A 22,366-nucleotide genomic window follows, 5' to 3' on the forward strand; every position below is an offset into this window, starting at 1 on the left:
CCCATGCGTCGCAGCGTGCGAGAAGCCATCGTTGGATTTTCGCTGCTTGCTGCCGTGGTGGGGGGAGCCGGTTTCTGGATCTGGCTGCGGGGAATCTCCCTCAGCCAGAACAACTGGACCCTGACGGTGAGCTTCGCCGATGCCGCTGGCCTGGCCGACCGATCGGCGGTGATCTTCCGCGGCGTGCAGGTGGGCAGCGTGCGCAGGATCAAGACCACCTCCTCGGCGGTGCTGGCCGAGCTGGAGATCAGCGATCCCACCCTGCAGCTGTCACGCCCCACCACGGCCCAGGTGCAGACCGGTTCCCTGCTGGGCGGCGACGCCCAGGTGGCCCTGATCAGCACCGGCAACCCCCTGCCGGAGAATGCCCCACTGCCCCGGGCCAGGGACTGCGACAACACAGTGATGGTCTGCGCGGGCAGTGAGCTCAAGGGCGTCACCGCGGCCAGCCTCAACAGCGTGACCGAGCTGATGCAGCGCCTGCTGGCCCAGGTGGATGAGGAGCAGATCGTGGCGGAGATGGCCCGCACCACCCGCAGCTTCGATGCCACCTCCAAGGAGGCCACCCTGTTCCTCAAGCGGGCTCAGGTTCTGGTGGCTGAGCTGAAGCGCTCGGTGGGCAAGGCCGATCCGATCCTGGCCAACCTCAACACGGCCACGGCCGAGGCGGTGGCGGCGAGCCGCCACGTGCGCAACGTCACCGCCTCGCTCGACAACCCCAAGACCCTGGCCCAGCTCAAGACCACCGTGGGCAATGCGGAGCGGCTCACCGCCCGCATCGATGCCGTGGGCGGTGATGTGAACAAGCTCACCGCCGACGCGGAGTTCATGGACGGCGTGCGCAGCGTGGCGATCGGCCTGGGCCAGCTCTTTGATGAGCTCTACCCGGCCCAGACCGGGCTGGCCAGGGAGAAGGCCGAGAAGGAGGCCCAGAAGAAAGCCCAGAAGAAGGAGAGCCAGAAGAAGGCGGCGCCCCAGCCCCAGACGATCAAGGGCCTCTAAGCCCCATTGAGGGCGTCGAGGGCGATGGCGGCGATGGCCTGATCGCTGGCCTTGGGCAGCTGCACGTACCTGCCACCGGCCGCCTGGGCCAGGTCCTTGCCCATGCCGCTGCCGATGAATTTGCGCTCGGTGTCGATCACCAGCAGTTTGATGCCCAGGGCCTGGTAACGGCCGGCCACCTGTTTCACCTCCTCCTTGAGGTCGACGGGCTCCTCGCCCTCGAGCTCCGGCTGGCCGAGGGAGCGGGAGAGGGGCACGTTGCCGCGGCCATCGGTGATCGCCACCACCACCACCTGGCCGAGATCACCGGTGGCCAGGGCGTTGGCGGCCACCCGGGCCGCCTGGGTCAGGCCATGGGCCAGGGGTGAGCCACCGCCGCAGGGCATCTGCTCCAGCCGGCGGCGCGCGGCGGTGATCGAGCGGGTGGGAGGCAGCAGCACCTCGGCCTGCTCGCCGCGGAAGGGGATCAGGGCGACTTCGTCGCGGTTCTCGTAGGCCTCGGTGAGCAGGCGGATCACGGCCCCCTTGGCGCTCTGCATGCGGTTGAGAGCCATCGAGCCGCTGGCATCCACCAGGAAGATGACCAGGGAGCCGGCCTTGCGCTGCAGCTGCTTGGCGCGCAGGTCCCCCTCCTCCACGATCACGGCGCGGTGGGGCTCGCGGGCGCGGCGGGCCTTCTGGTAGGGAGCGGCGGCCCGCAGGGTGGCATCCACGGCGATGCGGCGCACGGGTCCGCGGGGCAGCATCGGCTTGACGTAGCGGCCGCGGGAGTCGGAGAGCACCACCGAGCGCTTGCCGCTGCCGCCGCTGCGCGACCTGGCGGCGGCGAAGAGCAGCAGATCGGGATCGATGGCGATCGCCTCGGGGTCGAGCAGAAACTCCTCGGGCACCTGGGGCGGCGCCTGGTCCTCGGGGCTGTCGTCCTCGGGATCGTCGTCGGCCTCCTCCTGGTCGGGCGGGTCCTGCTCCGGGGGCTCCTGCTCGTCAGGGGTGTCGGGCTCGGGCGGCTGCTCCCCCTGGGGAGGGGGCGGCGGCGGCTCCATGGGCTGCTGCGGATCGGGCGGGGGCAGCTGCAGGGCCCTCGGCGCGATCACCAGCCGCACCGCCACCTGCAGGTCGTCGGCGTCGACGCTGTCACGGCCGCTCAGGGCCGCATGGGCCCGCGCCACCCGCACGGCGTAGAGCTCGGAGCGGTGGCCTTCCACCCCGCCCCGGAGGGCCTCGTTGACCAGGTAGGTGATCTGCTCACGGGTGATCGTGACATCGGGCAGCCACTGACGGGCCAGCAGCAGCTGGGTGGCCAGGGCGTCGCTCTCCTCCTGCCAGCGGGCGCGGAAGGATGCGCTGGAGGCGCCGTGGTCGAGGGCGGAGCTGGTGATGGCCACCCGCTGCTCCACCCCCAGCACCTGGTTGGCCGAGAGCGCGATGGCGAAGCGATCCAGCAGGTGGTCGCGTATCGCCCCCTCCTCCGGGTTGTAGGTGGCGATCAGCAGGCAGCGGCAGGGGTGGGAGAGGCTGAGCCCCTCGCGCTCGATCCGGTTTTCGCCGCTCCCCACCGCCGCCAGCAGCAGGTTGGTGATGCCGTCATCGAGCAGGTTGAGCTCATCGACATAGAGCACGCCCCGGTGGGCTTCGGCCAGCAGACCGGGCTGGAAGACGGGTGCCCCGGCGGCCAGGGAGGCGGCCACATCCACCGAACCCACCAGGCGGTCTTCGGTGACACCGAGAGGCACCTGGATGAAGGGGGCGGGGATCACCGCGGTGGGCAGCAGCGCCGTGGGGTCGGATCCGGTGGGATCACCGCCCAGCTGGGTGATGCGGCTGCGAATGGTGGCGTCCCAGTCGTCCGGCCGCTGGGGATCGACGTTGAGGCGGCGGCAGGCGTCACCGAGGGCGAGCACGTCGATCGGCGGCAGCAGGGCATGCAGCCCCCGGGCCAGCACTGATTTGCCTGTGCCGCGCCCCCCGGCGATCACCACACCGCCGAGGCCGGGATCCACCGCCGCCAGCAGCAGGGCCAGCTTGAGGGTGCCGTGGCCGGTGATGGCCGCCAGGGGGAAGGAGCTGGAGCCCGCCACGCTGGCGGCCGCTGGGGAGGCTGCAGACCCGCTGACGACCATGGGGGGCGGAGGCCTCGAAAGGATTGCTCAGTCTGGCCGATGGAGCGACAGGGCTAGAACCGCGACATCGCCTTGATCTTGGCCAGCTTGTCGCCGTCGAGGCCGTTGAGTTCGTCGAGCCGGAGCAGATCCTCCTTGACCAGGCTGGCGAACACGAACAGGATGCCGTCGAGACGGAAATCGAAGCGTCCTTCCATCACATGGCGCTGGGTGCTGAGATAATCGTGCAGTTGCCAGAGGGCCTGCGCTGATGTGATCGAATCGGCCTCGCGGCGCACGGTGCTGATCACCGACTGAACGGCACGGCCATAGGCACAACTGAACGCCTGTTCAGCGATGGCCTGCTCTTCGTCCGTCCAGGTGATCAGTGCCGGGTCAGCCATGATGTCGTCTTTGATACAGGAGTTTATCGCGGCAGGGCTTCGTGCGCGAGCCGCAGGGATTGCCGCCGGGCCGAGAAGCGAAGGCGCCGCATGCCGGGCAACTGAAACCAGGCTTTGGTGGGGAACTCGTGGTGTTCCCAGTGATAGCCGAAGTGAAAACAAGCCAACAGAGAAAGCCACACCGGCAGCTCAAGGCTGCGGGCCTGGTGGCTGTTGGTCTCGCCGGGCCGTTCCCGGTGGGGCAGATAGGTGCCGAAGACGAACAGCTGCAGGGAGCTGATCAACAGCGGAAGGGTGCAGAACAGCAGCACGTTCTGCAGTGCCCCGTGACTGAACTGTGCCGTGATCAGAGCCAGCAGGGTCCAGCCTGTCAGCAGCAGGAGCATCTGGGCGACTCCCAGATAGCCGGCCATGAAGTGAACGTACCAACGCAGGATTCCAGGACCATGCTGGGGATGGTGGTCGGGGTCACTCGCGCTGCCCGGGGCACGGTGGTGGCGCAGATGGTTGGCGCGGCACGCCCGGTAGGGAAGACCGGCGTAGAGCCCGAGCGCCAGCTGACCCAGGCCGTGGTTGGCCCGGGGCCGGCCCGGGAGGAGCAGGCCGTGCATGGCGTCGTGCCCGACGATGAACAGCCCGGTGTGCAGTACTGAGCGGAGAAGAACCGCGAGCAGCAGCAGGGGCAGGGGCAGATGGCCTGAATCAGCCGGCAGCAACACCGCCAGACTCACGATCCAGGCCAGCAGGATCAGTGCCGCCAGCGCAAGGCCCTTGCCGGAGGAGGCAGGGGCCGTGGCTGTAGCGAGGGTCAAGGGGCGAACTTGAGAAGCTCGGCGGGGGAGGCCAGCAGGTCGATGGCCACGAAGTAGATCTTTCCTTCGGGATTGAGCAGGAAGCGCCAGGCCACGTTCATGCCCACGCCGGCTCCGAACCAGGGTGTCTGCACCTTGCCGGTGACCTTGATCTGGGTGAATTCGCCGTCGGCGGGTTCGGCAACACCGGATTCGGGAAGAAGCTTGAGGTTCTGGCAGTCTTCGCGGAAGAAACGCAGGATGGATTCCTTGCCCACGATCGGCTTCTGGAAGGGAGGTTGCAGGGCCCCATCCGGCAGGAACAGCTCAATCAGGTTGTCGAAATCATTGGCGTTGAGCTGATCCATGTAGGCGCTCACCGTGGTGTTGTCGATTCCGGCGATCGACACCTTCTGACGCTGGGACTCTGGGGTGGGAGCCACCACGGGCTCACTGACGCGCTGCGCCTCGCCCTTGGCGGGGTCGTAGCCCATGTCGACCACGAAGTTGCGCAGCAGGGTGATCTGCTGGCCCTGCTCCACGCTCTTGAGCGAGCTGAGCACGGAGGCGGCGTTGGCGGAGAGCTGGTAGCCCTGGGGGATCGGAGCCACGATTCCGGCGGCCATCCACTCGCCGAGCTGATACCAGAAGCCGAGCTTGATGTTCACCGACCATCCGGAGTAGGTGCGGCCGATGGCTGTGTCGGTGCTGTTGGCCAGATCGCACATCACCTGGCTCTGCTGGGCAAAACTCATGCCTTTGATCTGGCTGAGCACCCCCTCGGCGAACTGCATGCGGGCGGCGCCGGGGGCGGCGATCGTGATGGTTTTGCCCATCTCGAGGTAGGCGTACCAGATCAGCGCCAGCTGGTCTTCGGCGCTGAGCAGCTTGTAGCGGGCCGTGATCGCGGGGACCACGTCCGCCGAGAGCGTGTCGGGGAAGATCTGGGTGGCCTTCTCAAGCGTGTACATCTGGGTTTGCTGCTTTTTATTAAGGAGATTTACAGACTCTAGCCGATGACCCCTGAGGCTGGTAATGAACTGCCCCGCTTTTGCTGTGGTTCTGGTGAGGCTGAACCGAGCTGGCAGGGCTGACTGGCCAGAGACGTGCCTGCCAATTTTCGGATCTACGCCAAGCTGGAGGGATGCTCCGCTTCGTTCTTAACGTCCTCTGGTTCGTGCTCGGTGGCCTCGTGATGGGCCTGGGCTGGTGGCTGGCCGGCCTGGTGGCCGCGATCACGATCGTGGGCCTCCCCTGGGCGCGGGCCTGCTTCGTGATCGGCAACTTCTCCTTCTGGCCGTTCGGCCAGGAGGCGATCAGCCGCCGCGAGCTCACCGGCCGCAACGATTTCGGTACCGGCCCCCTGGGCCTGGTGGGCAACGTGATCTGGTTTCTGCTGGCGGGCTGGTGGCTGGCGATCGGCCACCTCAGCTCCGCCCTGGCCTGCTTCGTGACGATCATCGGCATCCCCTTCGGGATCCAGCACGTCAAGCTGGCACTCATTGCCCTGGCGCCGATCGGTCTGCAGGTGGTGCCCACGGGAACCCGACCCCGGCTTCCGGAGTGAAGCGGCACCGCAGCAGCGCCAGGGCCTCATCGGGCAATCCCAGGAACCGATCCAGCCAGGCCTCGCCGCTGGGCTGAATCGTGGCCACCCCCACCAGCAGGGCCATGCCATCGGCGCTCAGCCGCTGGCCCCAGCGCTGGTGCCGCCGGCTGCTGACCTCTCCGGTGACCAGCTGGGTGGCCACGAGCAGGGCCGGTGCGCGGTAGAGAGACCCCACGCGAAAGAGGAAGCGTGCCCTGAAATTCAGGGCCAGGGAGCCGCTGGCGGGATCGATGATCCCCTCCAGTTCCTCCGGCTCGATGGCGATGCTCAGCCCCGGCGGCAGGGGCAGCCCCAGGACACGGGTGCTGCGCCAGTCGAGCGGGGGAATGCGCAGCCCTGCCGGGGGGAAGCTCAGCGGCCGGAGGCCGTCGCTGCGTGGCGGCCCAAGCTGAGCGCTGCCACCACCCCCCCGCGCGTCGTAGCGGAAGCGGGGGTAGCCGGCGATGGCCAGGCCACAGTCCGCCAGGGTGCCGAGCTGCAGTGCGGCGGCCGGCGGCACGCTCATCCCTGGCGCAGGGCTTCCAGCTCACCCCTGCCGTGGCGCTGGGCCAGCTCGTCGTAGCCGCCGATCAGCTGCCCATCGAGGAAGACCTGGGGCACGGAGCCATCGGCGCTGGGCTCGATCAGCCGGTAGGGAATGCCGAGGGTTCGCAGCATGCGCAGGGCCCGCCGGGAGAAGGGGCAACCGGAGCGCACGGCGATTGCCACCCGGGGCTCCGGCGCCGCCGTGGTGCGAGCCGGGGCCTGCGCCGCCGTGTCGAGCAGGCCCACCAGCAGGTCGGCGCCCTTGAGCACCCGGGAGCCGGGTTCGAGGTGGCCGCCCCAGACCCGGCACTCCCCATCGGAGAGGCTCAGGTGCAGGTGCACCCCTTCGGGGGCGATGGTGCCCTGCAGGGTGATGATCTCGAGCTCGCCGCGCAGCACTGTGGGGATGCTCTTGCCGGGGCACTGGAAGGCGGCCTGGGCCAGGTTGCCCACCACGCCGAGCACGAAGCCGGAGGCGTTCTGTTCCACGGCCAGCTGCTCCAGCGCCTGGCGCAGGTCGCTGCCGGGCTCGAGGTGGAGCGGCACGGAACGCATCGCTGGCGGGGCAGATGGGCGCGGCAAGATTAGGCCGCGAGGATCGGCAGGCGAGGGTGCTGCAGGCTCAGGCCCAGCTCCCGCAGGCGGCGGTTCGAGATTCGCCGTTCGGCGGTTGGGTTGGCCACGCGCTCGTTGTCGCCATCCCAGATCACCGGCTCGAGGCCGGCGGCGTGGCAGCTGCGGTCGATCAGCTCGCGCACGCTGATGGGTTCGTCGTCCACCAGGTTGAGCAATCCATCGAAGCCCTGCTCCACCGCCCAGGCCAGGGTCGCCACCACATCGTCGCGGTGGATCCAGCTGATCAAGGACGACCCATCCCCCTTGCGGCGGCTGCCCGCCAGGGAGCGGAAGCGGGGTTCCAGCTCGCGCCCGGGGCCATAGATCGCCCCCAGCCGCGCGATCGCGACGCGGCGGTGGGGGCTGCGGCAGGCGAGCAGCAGAGCTTCGGCGTCACGCAGGATCTGAGCGTGGGGCTCCCGGGGCTTGGGGTGTGTGTCTTCCTCCAACAGGCCCGTGGCCTCGCCGTAGACCGAGCAGCTGCTGGTGTACACAAGCTGCTGGAGCTCGGGGAGCCGGGGCACCACGGCCGCCACGGCCTCCATCGTGCGCAGGTAGGTGGCCTCATAGCCGGCGGCATCCACCTGGCGGCTGCCGCCGGGTGCCAGGCAGAACACCGCCGCCTCGGTGGTCTCGAGGGCCTGGCGCAGCTGATCGGGGTCGGCGGCATCCAGCCGCTGCACCGCATCGGCCAGGGGGGCCAGCTCCCCCAGGCGCTCCTCGCGGGTGGTGGTGACCCGCAGCCAGTGCCTGGCCTGCTGATGCCAGTGGCTCGCCAGGGCGGAGCCCACATAGCCGCAGCCAACGATCGTGATCCGCATCAAGGCTGAGCTGGCTGGCGAAAAGCTAGGGCGCCGCCACCACACTGACGTCAGCACCACCGCTCCAGTCGTCATGACCGGCCACGACCGCCAGTGGGAGCTCAACAGGCTCAACTTCGAGGGCCGCTGGTGTGGTACGCGCCGCTGGTATGAGCGCAGCTCCACCGGTGTGCTGGACCTCACCTGCCCCAGCGCGGAGATCGAGGGCACCTCCTACGCCATCAGCTTGTCTGACCCCGACACGGGTCTGTGGGATGGCAGCGGTCTGCGCTTCGCTCCGGACGGCCGCCGCCAGCTGCCCCTCTCGCGCTCCACCTACAACGGCGGCGGACAGTGCTGGCAGTTCCGCGGCGCTGCCGGCCAGTCGAGCCTCGCGGTGGACGGGCAGCAGCCGCGATTCGGCCACGAAGTGAACCTGTTCCGGGGCCGCTCCCGCTCGATGCTGGTGCTGCTCTACGCGCCTCTGGCAGCAGCCCCGGGCGATCCCCCCGGCTGGCGCCTGCAGAGCCTGGGGGTGGTTCCCTTCCGCTGCGGCCTGGCCCCTGAGCCCGACCCACCCCGCCCTGCGGCCAGCGACTGGCGGGCCCTGCTGGCGGAGCAGGAGGGCTGGCCCGGCGAGCTGGAGCGCCTGGAGCCCCACCGCTGGCCCGCCGCGGATGGGGAGCCGCAGCCGTGCGAGCCCTTCCACGGCAGCCAGTTCAGCAGCAACGACCTCACCGCCGGCTTCGCTGATGGCCTGCTCTGTTCCCTGCCGGAGCAGCTGCCGGAGGGGGCCTTTGCCCTGCAGGTGGGCTGCCGCCTCGATGCCGACCACTTCCAGCAGGTGAGCCTGACGTACGACACCAAGCAGCGGCTCACGGCCTGGGAGCTGCGACGGTTCCGCAGGCCCTGAGGGATCGCTCAATCCCGCTGCCAGCTGGCGCGCATGGGTGAGCCGGCGTCAGCAAAGGGCGCTTCCAGCGTTCCTCCGAAGGCATGCACCAGGGCCTCACCCAGGCCATGGGTGGCGTGGATGCCGGTGAAGCGCAGCAGCACCTCCCCGCTGGCGGCATCGCCGCTGCTGTCGATCAGGCGCTCAAGCGCATGCTCCTGCCGGATGTGGTCCTCTGTGTTGCTCACCAGCTGCATCACCTCCTCGGCGTGTTCGGTCAGGAAACGGCCCGAGAGGCGCAGCTCGCCTGCGGGAACCCCATCCCGGATCCGTTCACAGGCCGGGCAGCGGTGGCTGGCGGCACCGGCCTCCGGGGCTTCCCAGGTCCAGCGCCCCTGGTGAAAGGTGGCCTGGCAATCCGGACAGGTGCTGGGCTGGGACGGTTTGTGGCGCTGTTGATAGGGATCGCTGTGATGCCCACTCTCCATCCCGTCATGGCGGGGTTGGTGGCTGGCAGGCGCGTTGGTGGTGTTGGCAGGCATGGGGTGGACTCTTCTGCTCCTGCTGTAGCCACGCGCACGGAACCTGTCAGGGGTTCGGCCCGGAGGACATCCAGGCCGAGGGGAATCAGGACGAGCCGTCACAATGGCTGTTGCGATGCCCACCGGATCCTGTTCATGGCGCCCAGCACCGACACCCCGTCTGCCGGCAACCTCGACCTGCTGCGCATCCTCTGCTGTGTGGCCTGGTCGGATGGAGAGTTCTCGGAGGAGGAGAGGGAGCTGCTGGCCCGTCTGGTGGAGCGCTACATCGTGGCCGATGGGGGTGCACCGCTGCCCGCCGAGGCGGCGGAGGTGCTGGCTGATCGCACCCTGCAACCCGAGGCGCTCGACGTTCTGATCCCCCGACTGCGCTCAGAGGAAGACCGGCAGCTGGCCCTGAAGCTGGCCTACATGACCATCCGCGTCGGCCGACGGCCCGGCGACACCTCGAGCATCAACCCCCTCGAGAAGGTGGCTTACCGGCGCCTGGTGGAGGGTCTGGGCCTGGGTGAGGCCGACATCACCGAGGCCGAATGGTCCGCTGAACTCGACCTCCAGGCCCAGAGCGGCCTGCGCGGTTTCCTGGCGCAGCACTTCGGCTTCCTGGCGGCCTGAGCGACGACACCTTGCGTACCGCACGATCGCGTGCAGTCCGATGGCGGCTTCAGGCGAGTCGGCGGTTGAGCAGGCCCGCCAGCAGCAGGGCGAGCGCCGTGGTGATCAGCACGGTGAGGATCCCGGATGGTTGCAGCGGGTCGAGGCTGAGCAGCTGCTGCAACCCGGGAATGGCCAGCAGCAGCAGCCAGAGCCCAAGGCCGATGCCGGCACCGGCGGCGGTGATGGGGCTGCGGGGATCCCCGTTCAGCCACACCAGCCCACCGCCGGCGAGCAGCAGCAGCGAGAACACCAGGCTGCGGTGGGTGGCGGCGTTGGTTTCGGGCCAGAAGACCAGCACCAGGGCGGCCACCATCACCACGGCACCCTGGCTGAGCGAATGGCGCCAGGTGTCGGGCCCGAACAGGGGCGACTCCGGCGGGCGGGGTGGCTGCCGCATCAGGCCCGGTGTGGCGGGAAGCGCCTCGAACACCACCGTGCAGGCCGGATCGATCACCAGGTGCAGCAGAGCGATGTGCACCGGCAGCAGGATCAGCGCCTGGCCGCTCAGCAGCAGCGGCACCAGCCCGAGCGCCGCGATCGGCAGGTGGATCGCCAGGGTGTAGCCCAGCGCCCGGTGCAGGTTGGCGTCGACTCGCCGGCCCAGTTCCAGGGCGGCCACCAGATCGCTGAAGGTGTCGTCGAGCAGCACCAGATCGGCGGATTCACGGGCCACGGCGGTGCCCCGTTGGCCCATCGCCACGCCGATGTCGGCGGCCTTGAGGGCCGGGGCGTCATTGACGCCATCGCCGGTCATCGCCACCACCTCACCGGCGGCCTGCAGCGCACGCACCAGCTGCAGCTTCTGCTGGGGCATCACCCGGGCAAAGACCCCCACCTCGCGGATCGTGACAGCCAGTTCCTGAGCTGAGAGGGTGTCCAGCTCGGGGCCGGAGAGCACCGGACCGGGCGGCAGCCCCGCCTGATCGGCGATCGAGCGGGCCGTCACCGGGCTGTCACCGGTGATCATCACCACACGAACGCCCGCACCCCGCGCCGTGGCGATCGCCGCCGGCACATCCGGGCGCAGCGGATCCGCCAGGGCCACGAACCCCACCGGTTCGAACAGGTAGCCGTGCACGTGATCCGGCAGAGCGCCGCCGCCTGCGGACGGCTGACCCTCGTGCACCGGCACGCCATCGAGCCCGCGCGCCACCGCCAGGACCCGCAGCCCCCTGGCGGCGAGCCCATCGGCGGCGGCCAGCAGGGCGGTGGTCTGCCCGGCGTCGAGGTGACACAGATCGGCGATCGCCTCGGGCGCCCCCTTGGCGGCCAGCTGCAGGCCCCCGTCACCGTCGTGCCAGAGGCGGGAGAACACCAGCAGGTCGCTCTGCAGGGGGGATTTGCGCCCCGGGGGCCAGGCGGGATGCGGGTGTTCGGTGCCGCCGAGATGGTCGGCGGCCAGCCGCTGGATCGCCCGTTCCATGGCATCCACCGGATCACCGCGGCTGGCGAGCACCGCCAGCTCGAGCAGCTGATGAACCGGTTCCTCCAGGGTCTCCCCCGCCTGCCAACCCTCCAGCTGCGGCCAGGTGAGCAGTTGCTGCACCCCCATGCGGTTCTCGGTGAGCGTGCCGGTCTTGTCGACGGCAAGCACGGTGGCGCTGCCGAGGCTCTCCACCGCCGCGGGCCAGCGGGCCAGCACCCCGATCCGGGCCAGGCGCAGGGCGCCGAGGGCCAGGAACAGGGCCAGCACCACGGGAATCTCGTTGGGCAGCACCGCCAGGGCCAGGGCCAGGGCGGCGAGCAGGGCCTGGGGCCAGTCGCCGCTGAGCGTTCCCTGGATCACCGCCAGGGCCGCGCAGAGCCCCAGCGCCAGCACGGTGAGGCGCCCGGTGAGGCGACGGGTCTGGCGCTGCAGCCGGGTGGGTGGCGGCTGCACCGTGGCCAGGCTGCTGCCGAGCCGGCCCAGTTCGGTGGCATCGGCCACGGCCTCCACCTCGGCCCAGCCGCGGCCACCGGCCACCAGTGAACCCGCCAGGACCCGCTCTCCCGGCATGGAGCGGTCGACCGGCAGCGATTCACCGGTGAGCAGGGACTCATCCAGCCACAGCCCCACCGCCTCGCTGATGGCGGCATCGGCCGCCACCCGATCGCCTTCCTCCAGCCGGAGCCGATCACCCACACGCACCTGCTCGGCGGGCAGGTCGAGCTCCTGGCCATCGCGCCGCACGTGGGCGCGGGGCGCCGAAAGACGGGCCAGCTCGGCCAGGGCACGGTTGCTGCGCTGCTGCTGGACGGCATCGAGCAGGCTGATGCCCGCCACGAACACCATCAGGATGCCGCCATCGACCCATTCCCCGATCAGGCCGTAGATCAGGGCGCAGGCGAGCAGCAGCAGATTGGTGGGCTCCAGCCAGCTCATGGAGGCTCCGCTCGTGCCTTCGCCTTAGCGGGAACTGACTGCCATGGGGAGCAATCCCAGCAGTTTCTGTCGATTCCCACTGATTTCAGGCGGGTGTTCGACTGGGTCAGGATGTCTGCAGGCGCCTGACCACCTCAGACCCGGCAGCTGCAGGGCAACATCTGGCCGATGGATGGGGCGTGATCGCAGGGAATCCGAAGGTCGGAATCCCAGGATTTCAAACACTCAGATTCGTGGCACATTCATGGCTGTTCATCAGGCAAGGGGCCTTCATCATGCTTCATCTTGGAATGTATCTCCAGGATTGAACATCTGCCCCTCCGCACCCTTCCCCTCCTGGCGGCCACCTGCCTGACCGGCTTCGGATTGCTGCAGTAGCTGTTCCACAGCTTCTCCTAGATCGCGGGGTTCATGGGGCCGCCACCAGTTCAGCTTCGGGCTTCCGGGTCTGTTGATGGTGGTGGGCCGCCAGCTGATTTTCGATCTGCAGGCGCAGGATGTCCCGATATTCCATCAAATGCTCGTTGTGCGCGCAGACGGCAAGGTGTTGCTCCGCCACCTTTGGATTGGCCCAGAGAATGTGAAGCAGATGGTGCCAGACGGCCACAGGGGTGGAGCGTTTGATTCCCTGGCGCCAGCAGACGATCAGCAGCCCCCGGACTCTGGCGGGTCCGAGTTTGAGGAAGTGGCGAGGCACGCGGTCGAGATACTTGTGAGGTTCGTAGTCTTCCGCCGGCCGGGTCGGCACGACGTTCATCAGAGCGCTGTATGGGGCAGAGCCTGGAGCATGGCGAAGGTGGTGGTGGGAATGCCTGCTGCTTCTGAGAAGGCCACGATCCTCTGGCCAGCACCTGCCTTTTCGCCATCGAAGCCGCGAGGCTGTCGGTGTCGGGCGTTTCGATTCCCATGAACACGGCGGCGAAGTTGCAGGCCAGCCTCTGATCGATGAGCTCCTGATCGTCAGCCAGGTCCAGGGAGGCTTCCGTGTCGAGACGGAAGGGATAACCATGCTGTTCTTGCCAGCGCTGAAGCTGCGCGAGCATCAGCTTGACGTTGCGCTTGCCGCCGATGAAGTTGTCGTCGACCCTGAACACCCCGCCCCGCCAGCCGATGGTGTAGGGGCGGTTCAGTTCAGCGATCAGCTGTTCCGGTGTCTTGGTGCGGGGCTTGCGGCCCTAGAGTACGATGATGTCGCAGAACTCGCACTGAAGATGTCGTCCTTATGGACGATCATCGCTGACATGATCACAGGATCAGCCCACTTCCATTCCTGAGGCAGAATGGCCGCGACGGTGATCAGCCCAGGCGGGGGAGGAGCGCCTTTCGGTTGACCAGCTCCAGGATCTTTTCATAGCTCCAGAATGTTTTTGGAAATTCTGGATAAACGAGCAGAACGTTCAGTTTGTTGGCTGGTTGGCGCTGAGGATCAGCACAGATGAACCACTGAGTCCATGGTCGCACCAAGCTTGATGGCCAGGTTCGCCCGGGGGCACTTCCTGAAGGTGCAGGGCTGAGGAGGGATTCCGGTCTCGATCGCCATCACCGATGCGGGCCCAAGACGACAGGCAGCGGCAGACTGACATAAGCGAACGCGCGCCCGGGTCCATCCCCGGCCGCAGGGGGGGCGAGATGAAGGCGATGGTGCTCGAGAACTGCTGCGACATGGAGCGCAATCCATCGCCGCTCGTGCTGATGGACCTTCCACGGCCGGTGCCGGGGACGGGCGAATTGCTGGTGAAGGTATCGGTCTGCGGGGTGTGCCACACCGAACTCGATGAGATCGAGGGGCGCACGCCACCCCCTCGGTTTCCCGTGATTCCGGGGCATCAGATCGTGGGCAGGGTGGTGGACACAGGCCCGGAGTGCGGACTCTTCCGCCCTGGGGATGCGGTGGGCATCGCCTGGATCTTCCAGGCCTGCGGCAGCTGTGGCTTCTGCCGCTCCGGCCGGGAGAATCTCTGCCGGGCCTTCGTGGCCACGGGCCGTGACGCGAACGGCGGCTACGCCGACTATGTGACCGTGCCGGAGGCCTTCGCCCATGCCCTGCCTGGGGATCTGGAGGCGGAGGCGATCGCGCCGATGCTCTGCGCCGGCGCGATCGGCTACAGGTCGCTGCGGCTGAGCGGCCTGAAGGACGGCCAGGATCTGGGGCTCACCGGCTTCGGTGCGTCGGCCCACCTGGTGCTGCCGATGGTGCGTCAGCGGTTCCCGGCCTCGCGGGTGTTCGTGTTCGCCCGCAGCGAACGGGAGCGGGCCTTCGCCCTGGAGCTGGGGGCCGCCTGGGCCGGTGCCACCGAGGCGGAGTCGCCCGTGAAGCTCCATGCCGTGATCGACACCACGCCGGCCTGGACGCCGGTGGTGGCCGCGCTGAAGTGCCTGCACCCGGGAGGCCGGCTGGTGATCAATGCGATCGGCAAACAGGAGGCCGACAAGGCGGCCCTGCTGCGGCTCGACTATCCCCGCGACCTGTGGATGGAGAAGGAGATCCGATCGGTGGCCAACGTGACGCGTGAGGATGTGCGGGAGTTCCTGGCGCTGGCCGCCGTCGCCAGGATCCGTCCCACGGTGCAGGCCTTCCCCCTGGCGGAGGCCAACACGGCTCTGCAGCAACTGCGCTCCGGCGCGGTGCGCGGGGCGAAGGTGCTGCGGATCGGTGCGTGAGCCCACGGCGTCGCCGGAGGTGGAAGGATGCGCTGATGGTCAACCCCGCAGGCGCCGTTCGGCGTGTCGTGTTCTTCTGCCTGAAGCGCTGGATCCGGCTGCGCCATCCGGCCGTCACCTCGATCACAGCGGAGCAGCTCCAGCGGATCCTGGCTGGAGAGGAGCGCGTCGACTGGCTGATCCTCGATGCCCGCAGCCCGGCTGAATTCGCGTGCAGCCACCTGCCCGGGGCCGCGCTGATCGGGGCCGGTGGCCGGATTGTGGGCGTGGGAACGATGGCGGCGCTGGCCAGGGACAGGCCGATCGTCGTCTGCTGCTCGGTGGGGGTGCGCAGCGCCGCACGGGTGGAGGAGCTGCGGCGAGCCGGGTTCACGCGGGTCGTCAATCTCGAGGGTGGCCTGTTTCAGTGGGCCCTGGAAGGCCGCAGCCTGATCCGGCAGGGAGAGCCCACCCTGCTGGTGCATCCCTACCGCCCGGGATGGGGCTGGTTGCTGCCAGCGCACAGCCGGGGCGGGGAAAGCTGATGGTGGCCGGCATCCATCCACCCCGTTCGCTTGATCTGGATTGGCTGCGGCTGCTGGCTGTCCTGCTGCTGATCCCCTTTCACTCGGCCGCTGTCTTCTACGAGGGTGAGCTGGGCCGCTTCTATGTCGCCGATGCCCAGAGCAGCGCCGGCCTGAGCGTGTTCATCGAGTTCGTGCACCAGTGGCACATGCCTCTGTTCTTCTTTCTGGCCGGTGCGGCCAGCTGGTATTCGCTGCAGACACGCTCCGCGGTGGACTATCTGCGTCAACGTCTGCGGCGGCTCCTGGTGCCCCTGCTGATCGGAATCCCGCTGCTTGTACCGCCCCAGGTTTACATCCACGAGCTGCAGGCGGGCCAGGTGAAGGGGTCTTTCCTGCAGTTCTACCCCCGCTTCTTCGACGGAATCCGCCCGGCCGGTCATTTCGAATGGGCCCATCTCTGGTTTCTGGCCTATCTGCTGGTGATCTCCATCGCCTGCCTTCCCGTGATGGTGAGGCTCAGCCGGAAGGCCAGCGGGCGTGATGGAATCCGGGCTCGTCCGGTGACGCACGGCCTGGGCGAGTTGATCGTTCTGGCGGGGCCCCTGATGCTGAGCGAGGCTCTGTTGCGCCCCCACTGGGCAGGCTTTCAGAACCTCTACGACGACTGGGCCAATCTGGTGCTCTATCTGCTGTACTTCGTGTATGGCGCGCTCTTCTGCAACCGCAGCGGGCTGTGGTGTGCGCTGGAGCGGAACCGCGCGCTGCTGCTGGCCACGGCCGGCCTGAGCATGGTGCTGCTGCTGGCGCTCAGCCTCAGCGACACGGTGCCGGAGCGTGCCTACTCAGTGCCCTCCATGCTCCATCAGGCCTTCCGAGGCTTCAACAGCTGGTGCTGGGTGCTGGCCCTGCTGGCCCTGGCCCGGCCCTATCGCGCCAGCAGCCATCCGATCCTGCGCTATGGCAACCGGGTGGGCTTTTCGATCGTTCTCTTTCACCAGCCCCTGATCGTGGTGATCGCCTTCTTTGTGGTGCCTCTGCCCGTGGCCCTGGGTGTGAAGTTCGTGCTGATCGCCCTGGCTTCGCTGCTGTTGAGTGCTGGCCTCCATAACGTCCTGACGCAGCGTCAGGACGCTGGCCATGGCACGGCTCTCAATCATCATTCCCGCCCTGAATGAAGCCACCACGCCGGCGCGCACGCTGCGGGCCGGGCCATTCAGATGAACCGGGGCGCGCGGCAGGCCACGGGCGATCTGCCCCGTTTCCTGCATGCGGACACCCTGACTCCCGATGATCTGGTCAGCGTGGCCGAGCGCACATTCGCGGAGTCCTCGATTGCCGCCGTCGCGATTTCTGGTTGTGCGGAGGATTCGACCCGAGCCTGCCGATCATGGAAGCCGGCGACCTCTGTCTGCGCCTGGGGCGCCTGGGGCGCATCGTGCTGATCTATCTCGCGATCGGCATTATCTGGGGCCTCGGAGTACCGCCGAGCCGCCTGAAGCGGTGCTACGGGGACATCCGTTGATTGAGGCTCCAGTCGTAGGGGAGGAAGGCCAGCCGTGGCGGCCTGTTGCATGCGCTGATGCCCTGCAGATGGGGAAGGATCCAGGCCGCGATCGAGGGGGATGCCGCCAGAAAGTCGGCCCTGTACCACTGGAAGATTCGGCTGCCGTGGAGAATGCCGGCTTCCGCATCGAGGCGCATCTTCCCGGGATTGTTCACGAAGCGGATCAGGTCGTCCTGGAGCTGCTGCTCCACACGCTCCGGGGAATAGGCCTCAGCGCGAAGCAGCGGAGCGCCGAGCGAGGCGCAGACGATCGCGACGTGGATGCGAGGGTCTTCGCTGTGCTGCCGCAGCATCTGATTCTCGATCTGGGCGAGGCTGAAGCCCTGCGAGCCGAGGCGATGCACTGGCTGCGTCAAGCAGCTCCAGCCAATCGGAGAGGGTGCGGGGTTGTTCGTCCTGCCAGGCCCTGGTACGTTCGCCGACAATGAAGTCGGTTGGCGACAAGCTCGCTGGCCATGGGGATCAATCAGTGGGGCAAACCGAACGGTTTTTGTGCCGGTCGGTGTGTACCTGCGCTCACTTCTGCTCGTCGGCTGTCCCGATCAGAACGAGCTTGCGGGGCGGCAAGCCGCTGGGAGGCTGAACCATCAGCTGGCTGGCCTCAGCGCACTGCGAAATCGTGCAGCATCACGCAGCTGCAGGTTTCTCACCATGGCCAGGATCCGGTTGATCTCCGTGGGGTCCCGAGGAGATCTGCAGCCCTACCTGGCGATCCTGCTGGAACTCCAGCGCCGCGGTCATCAGGTGACCATGATCGGCAGCGTCAATTTTCAGGCGGTGGCCGAGGCCCAGGCGGTGCCCTTCGTGCCGCTGCCAGGCGACTTCACCAAGCTGCTGCGATCGGACCAGGGCCTGAAGCTGATGCAGGGCAAGCCCGTGCGGCTGATCTCCGATGCACTGCTGAGCGAACTGCTGGAGACGGCCCATCCCGCGATGGAGGGCACGGATCTGCTGCTGGTCTCGCCGCTCTGCCTCTGGGGGTACCACCTGGCCGAGGCCACCGGCTGCCGCCTGGTGGTGCTGAGTCCCGTGCCGATCATGGCCACCGGCGATTTCCCCTTCCTGGGCTTCCCCGCATCACCCACCAGCGAGACCGGCGGCGGGCTGCGTCGACGGCTGCGCCGGCGCCTGAATCGCAGCAGCTACCGACTGGTGAGCCTGCTCAAGTGGCGTCAGGACGCCCGGGTGATTCAGGCCTTTCGCCGCGAACGTCTGGGGCTGAAGCCCCTCCCCTGGGGCGGTGCCCAGAGCCGCCGCACTCCGCCCGCTCACCTGGTGGATCCGCCGGTCCTGCATCTGATCAGCCCCCAGATGTTGCCGCGCCCGGCTGACTGGAAAGCGAGCGCCGCGCTCACCGGCTTCTGCTTCCTCGAGCCCCGCTCGCCCGAGGGGGCGATCCTGTCCACTCCCTACAGCCCTGATCAGGATCTGGCCGACTTTCTGGAGAACGGCCCTGCCCCCTTCTACGCCGGGTTCGGCAGCATGATCACCCCCGACCCCGAGGCGCTGGCGTCTGTCGTGGTGGAAGCGGCGCGGCAGGCCGGAGTGCGCCTGCTCCTCTCACCTGGCTGGGGACGGGTGCTGCCCAGCGCCGCCCTGCCAACCGATGTGTTTCTGCTGGAGGAGTGCCCACACAGCTGGCTGTTCCCCAGGGTGCAGGCCGCCATTCACCACGGTGGTGCCGGCACAACAGCCTCCACCCTGCGCTACGGCATCCCCTCGACAGTGGTGGCGTTCTTTGCGGATCAGCCCGCCTGGGGGCGCATGCTTGAGCGGCTCGGCGTCAGTCCCGCCACCCACCGGCGGAAGAATCTCAGCGCCGAGGACCTGGCCGCGAGTATCCGGGCGCTGGCAAGCGAGCCACGCTTTGGCCAACGAGCGCGGGAGCTCCAGCAGTGCCTAGCCCGCGAAGACGGGGTGGCCTGCACTGTCGCGGCGATCGAGGCGCAGCTCGCCGGTGGCAGGCGCTGACCCCGACAGCGATGGCTGAGGTGCTGGCAGGGCTCCCAAATCGTGCGCACCCGATCCCCGGCCTACCAGAGCAACGACCAGGCCTGGGTGGAGCAGAAGAACGGGATGCTGGTGCGCCGGGTGGTGGGCTACCAGCGGCTGGATCAATCGCCAGCACCACCCACCGCGAACGCCCCTGCAGCGGCGTCTGCGCGATTACCGGCCGCAATGGATCGAAAACGAGATGGCCGGCCTGGCTGCGGTCGAGCATCCAAGCCTGCAGGATGCCCAAAACGAGAAGCAGCCCGTGTTACCAGGCGTCAATTGAGATGGGTAACAAGTTGTTGATGCAAAGCTCCCATCAACCTGATTGACACCTGACAGCCGTAGCTCTGTCACCACCGTCTTCTGCACCGGCTCCACCAGGCCATTGCAGCGCGGGCAGCGGCGCCATCCGCAGCATCTGCGGCCTTCTGTTGCAGCCATGGCTACAGAGAAGGGCAGCATGAGCACCGTGATGAACCGACTGTCCCTGACCTGTCTGGGTGGCCTGCTGTGTGGCGGGTTGCTTCAGCCCCTGACCGCCGGTGCGGAAGCCGGCAACGATCCCTACGGCGGCCAGCTGGGGACAGTGCAGTGGCCCACGTCCTGCGCCTCCGCGGTGCAGCCTCAACTTGAGCGCGGCCTTGCCTTGCTGCATCACATGACCTATCGGGGCGCCCGCGCCACGTTCGAGGCCGTGGCTGACAAGGACCCGGACTGCGCCATGGCCTACTGGGGGCAGTCGATGACGCACATCCACCCGCTCTGGTCGGATCCCCCCAGTGAGGAGAGCTTCGAGCAGGGCCGCCGCATGGCCGAGAAGGCGGCCCTGCAGCCGGGCCTGACAGATCGGGAGAGGGTCATGGTGTCAGCGGTCCAGCGCTATTGGGCGGTGGGCCGCAGCAGCGATGAGCGCCCCAATCTGGAGGCCTTCGCCGAGGGCTGGAACCAGGCCCTGCAGAGGTATCCAGGCGATCCCGAGATCCGCAGCTTCACGGCGCTGGCCGTGCTGGCCACGGCAGATCCCGGCGACAAGAGCTATCGGGTGCAGAAGCAGGCCTCCGCCACTGCGGCGCCGGTCCTCAAGCAGGTTCCCGACCACCCCGGGGCGCACCACTACACCATCCACGCCCACGATCTGCCCACCCTGGCCGATCAGGCCCTGGAGGTGGCCCGTAACTACGGACGCATTGCCCCCAGCGTTCCCCACGCGCTCCACATGCCCTCGCACATCTTCACCCGGCTGGGGTTGTGGGAGGAATCGGTCGAGATGAACAGCCGCTCTGCCCAGGCAGCGCTGCAGCATCCGGCCGGGGATGCCGTGTCGCTGCACTACCTGCATGCCCTCGATTACCTGGCCTATGCCTACCTCCAGCAGGGCAATCCTGATGCCGCCGCAGAGGTGGCTGCGGTGATGGAAGGCCTCGAGGAACCCCTGCAGACCCACCTGGCCTCGGGGTACACCCTGGCGGCGGTGCCGGCGCGCATCGCCCTGGAGCAGCAGCGCTGGGAGTCGGCGGCCGATGTGGCGGTGGGGAGTCCGGAGCGCTTCCCCTGGCAGAAGTTCCCCGCCATGGAGGCGATCAGCCGGTTCAGCCGCTCCCTCGGCGCTGCCCGCAGTGGTCAGACCGCCCGAGCCGAGGCTGAGCTGCGACGCCTGGAGCAACTGGAGGTGGCTGCCAAGGAGACGTCGGCGTACTGGGGGAAACAGGTGGCGATCATGCGGCAGTCAGCCCTGGCCTGGTTGTTGTTCAGCCAGGGCGATCAGGAGGAGGCCCTGGTGGCGATGCAGGCGGCGGCGGCCCTGGAGGCAACCACCGAGAAACATGCGGTGACACCTGGAGAGGTGCTGCCGGCGCAGGAACTGCTGGGCGACATGCTGATGGAGCTGGCCAGGCCCGCTGAGGCCTACCAGGCCTACGCGGCCGTTCTGGCGCGAAGCCCAGGACGCCTCAACAGCCTGTATGGAGCCGGGCGGGCAGCGGAGGAGCAGGGCAACAAGGCGCTGGCACGCATGCGTTACGGAGAGTTGGTGGCCATCGTGGGAAGCTCCGCCCGCTCGCCTCGGATCGACCACGCCAGGGCAGCGCTGCTGGGTAGGTGACTTGAAGCGCTCCTAAGATCAGGGATTCCAGCGCCGTGTTGAGGTCAGAATGGGTGAATGTTCGTTTACAATTCGGCTGCCTGCTGAGATGGGCAGCGGCGGATGGTGAGTGGATTTCGAGTGGCTAGTCGTTTCTCCCTTTGACAGCCGTTCCCCAGGATCTGGCGGTCTTTGTTGATGCTCCGTAGATTGCGGAACTATTTTGGCACCTCTGGCACGACCCCGAGTTGCTCTTCCGGCAGCATGGCCACTCACCGTGGCTGTCGTCATGGCTGTCGTCATGGCTGTGGTTATCGGAGGCATGCTTTGCCTCCAGGATTTCAATCATCCGTGGCTGACTCATGGTTTATAACCTGATCCAGTCCTTGAAAGAAACAACATCTGAACAACTGACTGCGATGGCCCTGCCGCCCTCAGATGTCGATGCCACTGCCCAAATCGACTGGGCACGCCTGAGCGAGGTGCCCGGCCTGACGGCCTTCGCCCAGCTGCTTGCGGTGGAAGTGACCAATGGCTGCGTGCAATGGGGCTTTCGGAGCAAGATCGAAGGGCATTTGGGCGTGGAGCCAACACTGGATGGCTATGCATGGAGGCGTCAGGTCGGGGTTGGTGGGTCGCACCTCAACCCATAGCGGCCTCACACTTCATTGGCCACTGATCAACCTGCTGAGACAGAACATCTAGCCCTGCTTGATCTTCTGCGTCTTTCTATTTTTGGAGTGGAATATCAGCAAACGGGTATTTCATTCACTCTTGTCAGATTTTCGGAAAAAATCGCGGCGGAGCCGTTTTCCAGAACGCCGTACTGAACGAAGTTTATTGTGTTTTTGTCGATCAATACAATGTGTCCTTTGCCGACTATTTTCGCGATCGTCATGGTGAAACCTCGCTCAACGCTGCCGCTGCAGCGTTAACCGGGCCAGCACGAACAGATCGACCAGCTGCAGGTCCACCGGATCACCCAGCTCTGTGGTTTCTGGGGTCCGCTCCAGCGCATCGGGCAGACGGCCGAGACTCATCGATGTGCTCGCTGCCCGCAGGTTCGGGCTGCAGTCCTCCAGTTCTTCCAACTGCTGTGACAACGGTGTGCCTTGGATCTCTCCCCTGCCCACCAATACAGCCCACACCGAGACGCTGCCGGGCCGGGAGCAAGGCGGTCTGAGCTTGGCCAGTGGGACGCTGAGCGTGGCGGAGGCGTCGCTCACTTCGCCAGCACCAACTTGGCCTCCAGCGGCAGCAAC

The 22,366-nt window shown here is 67.6% G+C and carries 21 protein-coding genes and 1 pseudogene; 10 read left to right on the forward strand and 12 right to left on the reverse strand.

What is annotated here, in order from left to right; translation table 11 throughout:
* The first annotated feature begins 3 nt into the window (after positions 1 to 3).
* Positions 4 to 1,002 carry an MlaD family protein gene (locus tag FPZ61_RS08455; protein WP_185465760.1) on the forward strand — a complete coding sequence of 333 codons (999 nt, stop codon included), beginning with the start codon at positions 4 to 6 and terminating at the stop codon, positions 1,000 to 1,002.
* Here FPZ61_RS08455 and bchD read toward each other — a convergent pair.
* From bchD to FPZ61_RS08475, 4 genes are read right to left on the reverse strand one after another with little or no spacing between them, the layout of a single operon-like run.
* Complete coding sequence (bchD, locus tag FPZ61_RS08460) at positions 999 to 3,122, reverse strand: magnesium chelatase ATPase subunit D (RefSeq protein WP_185465761.1); 2,124 nt, start codon at positions 3,120 to 3,122, stop codon at positions 999 to 1,001. The genes FPZ61_RS08455 and bchD overlap by 4 nt on opposite strands.
* Positions 3,123 to 3,175: 53 nt before the next feature.
* A complete protein-coding gene (locus FPZ61_RS08465; protein WP_185465763.1) occupies positions 3,176 to 3,505 on the reverse strand; it encodes a hypothetical protein in 330 nt (109 codons plus the stop codon).
* 23 nt (positions 3,506 to 3,528) lie between these two features.
* Entirely contained in the window at positions 3,529 to 4,317 is a 789-nt protein-coding gene (locus tag FPZ61_RS08470; protein WP_185465766.1) for a fatty acid desaturase, read from the reverse strand.
* Positions 4,314 to 5,267 (reverse strand): orange carotenoid-binding protein, encoded by a 954-nt coding sequence (locus tag FPZ61_RS08475; protein ID WP_185465768.1) that lies wholly within the window; start codon positions 5,265 to 5,267, stop codon positions 4,314 to 4,316. Before FPZ61_RS08475 ends, FPZ61_RS08470 begins: the two co-directional genes overlap by 4 nt.
* Positions 5,268 to 5,440: 173 nt before the next feature.
* On the opposite strand from FPZ61_RS08475, the gene FPZ61_RS08480 reads away from it, so the two are divergent.
* A complete protein-coding gene (locus FPZ61_RS08480; protein ID WP_185465770.1) occupies positions 5,441 to 5,863 on the forward strand; it encodes a YccF domain-containing protein in 423 nt (140 codons plus the stop codon).
* Here FPZ61_RS08480 and FPZ61_RS08485 read toward each other — a convergent pair.
* From FPZ61_RS08485 to FPZ61_RS08495, 3 genes are read right to left on the reverse strand one after another with little or no spacing between them, the layout of a single operon-like run.
* Positions 5,796 to 6,410, reverse strand: coding sequence for a hypothetical protein (locus FPZ61_RS08485; protein ID WP_185465772.1), 615 nt, complete (start codon positions 6,408 to 6,410; stop codon positions 5,796 to 5,798). The genes FPZ61_RS08480 and FPZ61_RS08485 overlap by 68 nt on opposite strands.
* The gene (locus FPZ61_RS08490) at positions 6,407 to 6,985 is read right to left on the reverse strand and encodes a PCC domain-containing protein (RefSeq protein ID WP_185465774.1); all 579 of its coding nucleotides are present in this window, start codon (positions 6,983 to 6,985) and stop codon (positions 6,407 to 6,409) included. The genes FPZ61_RS08485 and FPZ61_RS08490 overlap by 4 nt, the downstream gene beginning before the upstream one ends.
* Before the next feature lie 29 nt (positions 6,986 to 7,014).
* The gene (locus tag FPZ61_RS08495) at positions 7,015 to 7,866 is read right to left on the reverse strand and encodes an NAD-dependent epimerase/dehydratase family protein (RefSeq protein ID WP_185465776.1); all 852 of its coding nucleotides are present in this window, start codon (positions 7,864 to 7,866) and stop codon (positions 7,015 to 7,017) included.
* Positions 7,867 to 7,939: 73 nt separating this feature from the next.
* On the opposite strand from FPZ61_RS08495, the gene FPZ61_RS08500 reads away from it, so the two are divergent.
* Positions 7,940 to 8,758: a hypothetical protein gene (locus tag FPZ61_RS08500; RefSeq protein WP_185465778.1), complete on the forward strand. Its 819-nt coding sequence runs from the start codon at positions 7,940 to 7,942 to the stop codon at positions 8,756 to 8,758.
* An 8-nt stretch (positions 8,759 to 8,766) separates the two neighbouring features.
* Here FPZ61_RS08500 and FPZ61_RS08505 read toward each other — a convergent pair whose 3' ends face one another.
* Positions 8,767 to 9,279 (reverse strand): BCAM0308 family protein, encoded by a 513-nt coding sequence (locus FPZ61_RS08505; RefSeq protein WP_185465781.1) that lies wholly within the window; start codon positions 9,277 to 9,279, stop codon positions 8,767 to 8,769.
* 135 nt (positions 9,280 to 9,414) lie between these two features.
* Between FPZ61_RS08505 and FPZ61_RS08510 the strand changes: the two genes are divergently transcribed.
* Positions 9,415 to 9,894, forward strand: coding sequence for a TerB family tellurite resistance protein (locus FPZ61_RS08510; RefSeq protein ID WP_185465783.1), 480 nt, complete (start codon positions 9,415 to 9,417; stop codon positions 9,892 to 9,894).
* Positions 9,895 to 9,943: 49 nt separating this feature from the next.
* Here the strand turns inward: FPZ61_RS08510 and FPZ61_RS08515 are convergent, their stop codons facing one another.
* Complete coding sequence (locus FPZ61_RS08515) at positions 9,944 to 12,298, reverse strand: HAD-IC family P-type ATPase (RefSeq protein WP_185474798.1); 2,355 nt, start codon at positions 12,296 to 12,298, stop codon at positions 9,944 to 9,946.
* Positions 12,299 to 12,707: 409 nt separating this feature from the next.
* Positions 12,708 to 13,699, reverse strand: a pseudogene (locus tag FPZ61_RS08520) (DUF4070 domain-containing protein).
* Positions 13,700 to 13,927: 228 nt separating this feature from the next.
* On the opposite strand from FPZ61_RS08520, the gene FPZ61_RS08525 reads away from it, so the two are divergent.
* Genes FPZ61_RS08525 through FPZ61_RS08535 form a run of 3 tightly spaced genes read left to right on the forward strand, consistent with a single transcriptional unit; the run spans position 13,928 to position 16,640 of the window.
* Positions 13,928 to 14,959, forward strand: coding sequence for a zinc-dependent alcohol dehydrogenase family protein (locus FPZ61_RS08525; protein ID WP_185465787.1), 1,032 nt, complete (start codon positions 13,928 to 13,930; stop codon positions 14,957 to 14,959).
* 35 nt (positions 14,960 to 14,994) lie between these two features.
* Positions 14,995 to 15,483: a rhodanese-like domain-containing protein gene (locus FPZ61_RS08530; protein WP_185474799.1), complete on the forward strand. Its 489-nt coding sequence runs from the start codon at positions 14,995 to 14,997 to the stop codon at positions 15,481 to 15,483.
* On the forward strand, positions 15,438 to 16,640 hold the full coding sequence (locus FPZ61_RS08535; protein WP_185465791.1) for an acyltransferase family protein: 1,203 nt from the start codon (positions 15,438 to 15,440) through the stop codon (positions 16,638 to 16,640). Before FPZ61_RS08530 ends, FPZ61_RS08535 begins: the two co-directional genes overlap by 46 nt.
* 328 nt (positions 16,641 to 16,968) lie before the next feature.
* Here the strand turns inward: FPZ61_RS08535 and FPZ61_RS08540 are convergent, their stop codons facing one another.
* Complete coding sequence (locus FPZ61_RS08540) at positions 16,969 to 17,385, reverse strand: DUF547 domain-containing protein (protein WP_255441480.1); 417 nt, start codon at positions 17,383 to 17,385, stop codon at positions 16,969 to 16,971.
* 295 nt (positions 17,386 to 17,680) lie between these two features.
* On the opposite strand from FPZ61_RS08540, the gene FPZ61_RS08545 reads away from it, so the two are divergent.
* The 3 genes from FPZ61_RS08545 to FPZ61_RS08555 all read left to right on the forward strand — a co-directional run bounded on the left by FPZ61_RS08545 (position 17,681) and on the right by FPZ61_RS08555 (position 21,757).
* Positions 17,681 to 19,000: a glycosyltransferase gene (locus tag FPZ61_RS08545; protein WP_185474800.1), complete on the forward strand. Its 1,320-nt coding sequence runs from the start codon at positions 17,681 to 17,683 to the stop codon at positions 18,998 to 19,000.
* 484 nt (positions 19,001 to 19,484) lie between these two features.
* Positions 19,485 to 21,125, forward strand: a complete 1,641-nt coding sequence (locus FPZ61_RS08550; protein WP_255441481.1) for a hypothetical protein — start codon at positions 19,485 to 19,487, stop codon at positions 21,123 to 21,125.
* Between the two features lie 341 nt (positions 21,126 to 21,466).
* Positions 21,467 to 21,757 carry a hypothetical protein gene (locus tag FPZ61_RS08555; RefSeq protein ID WP_185465797.1) on the forward strand — a complete coding sequence of 97 codons (291 nt, stop codon included), beginning with the start codon at positions 21,467 to 21,469 and terminating at the stop codon, positions 21,755 to 21,757.
* Positions 21,758 to 22,015: 258 nt separating this feature from the next.
* Here FPZ61_RS08555 and FPZ61_RS15540 read toward each other — a convergent pair whose 3' ends face one another.
* On the reverse strand, positions 22,016 to 22,144 hold the full coding sequence (locus FPZ61_RS15540) for a hypothetical protein (protein ID WP_255441482.1): 129 nt from the start codon (positions 22,142 to 22,144) through the stop codon (positions 22,016 to 22,018).
* Positions 22,145 to 22,366: the final 222 nt, after the last annotated feature.

It is taken from the genome of Synechococcus sp. BSA11S (genome assembly GCF_014224355.1).
GTDB lineage: Bacteria > Cyanobacteriota > Cyanobacteriia > PCC-6307 > Cyanobiaceae > Regnicoccus_A.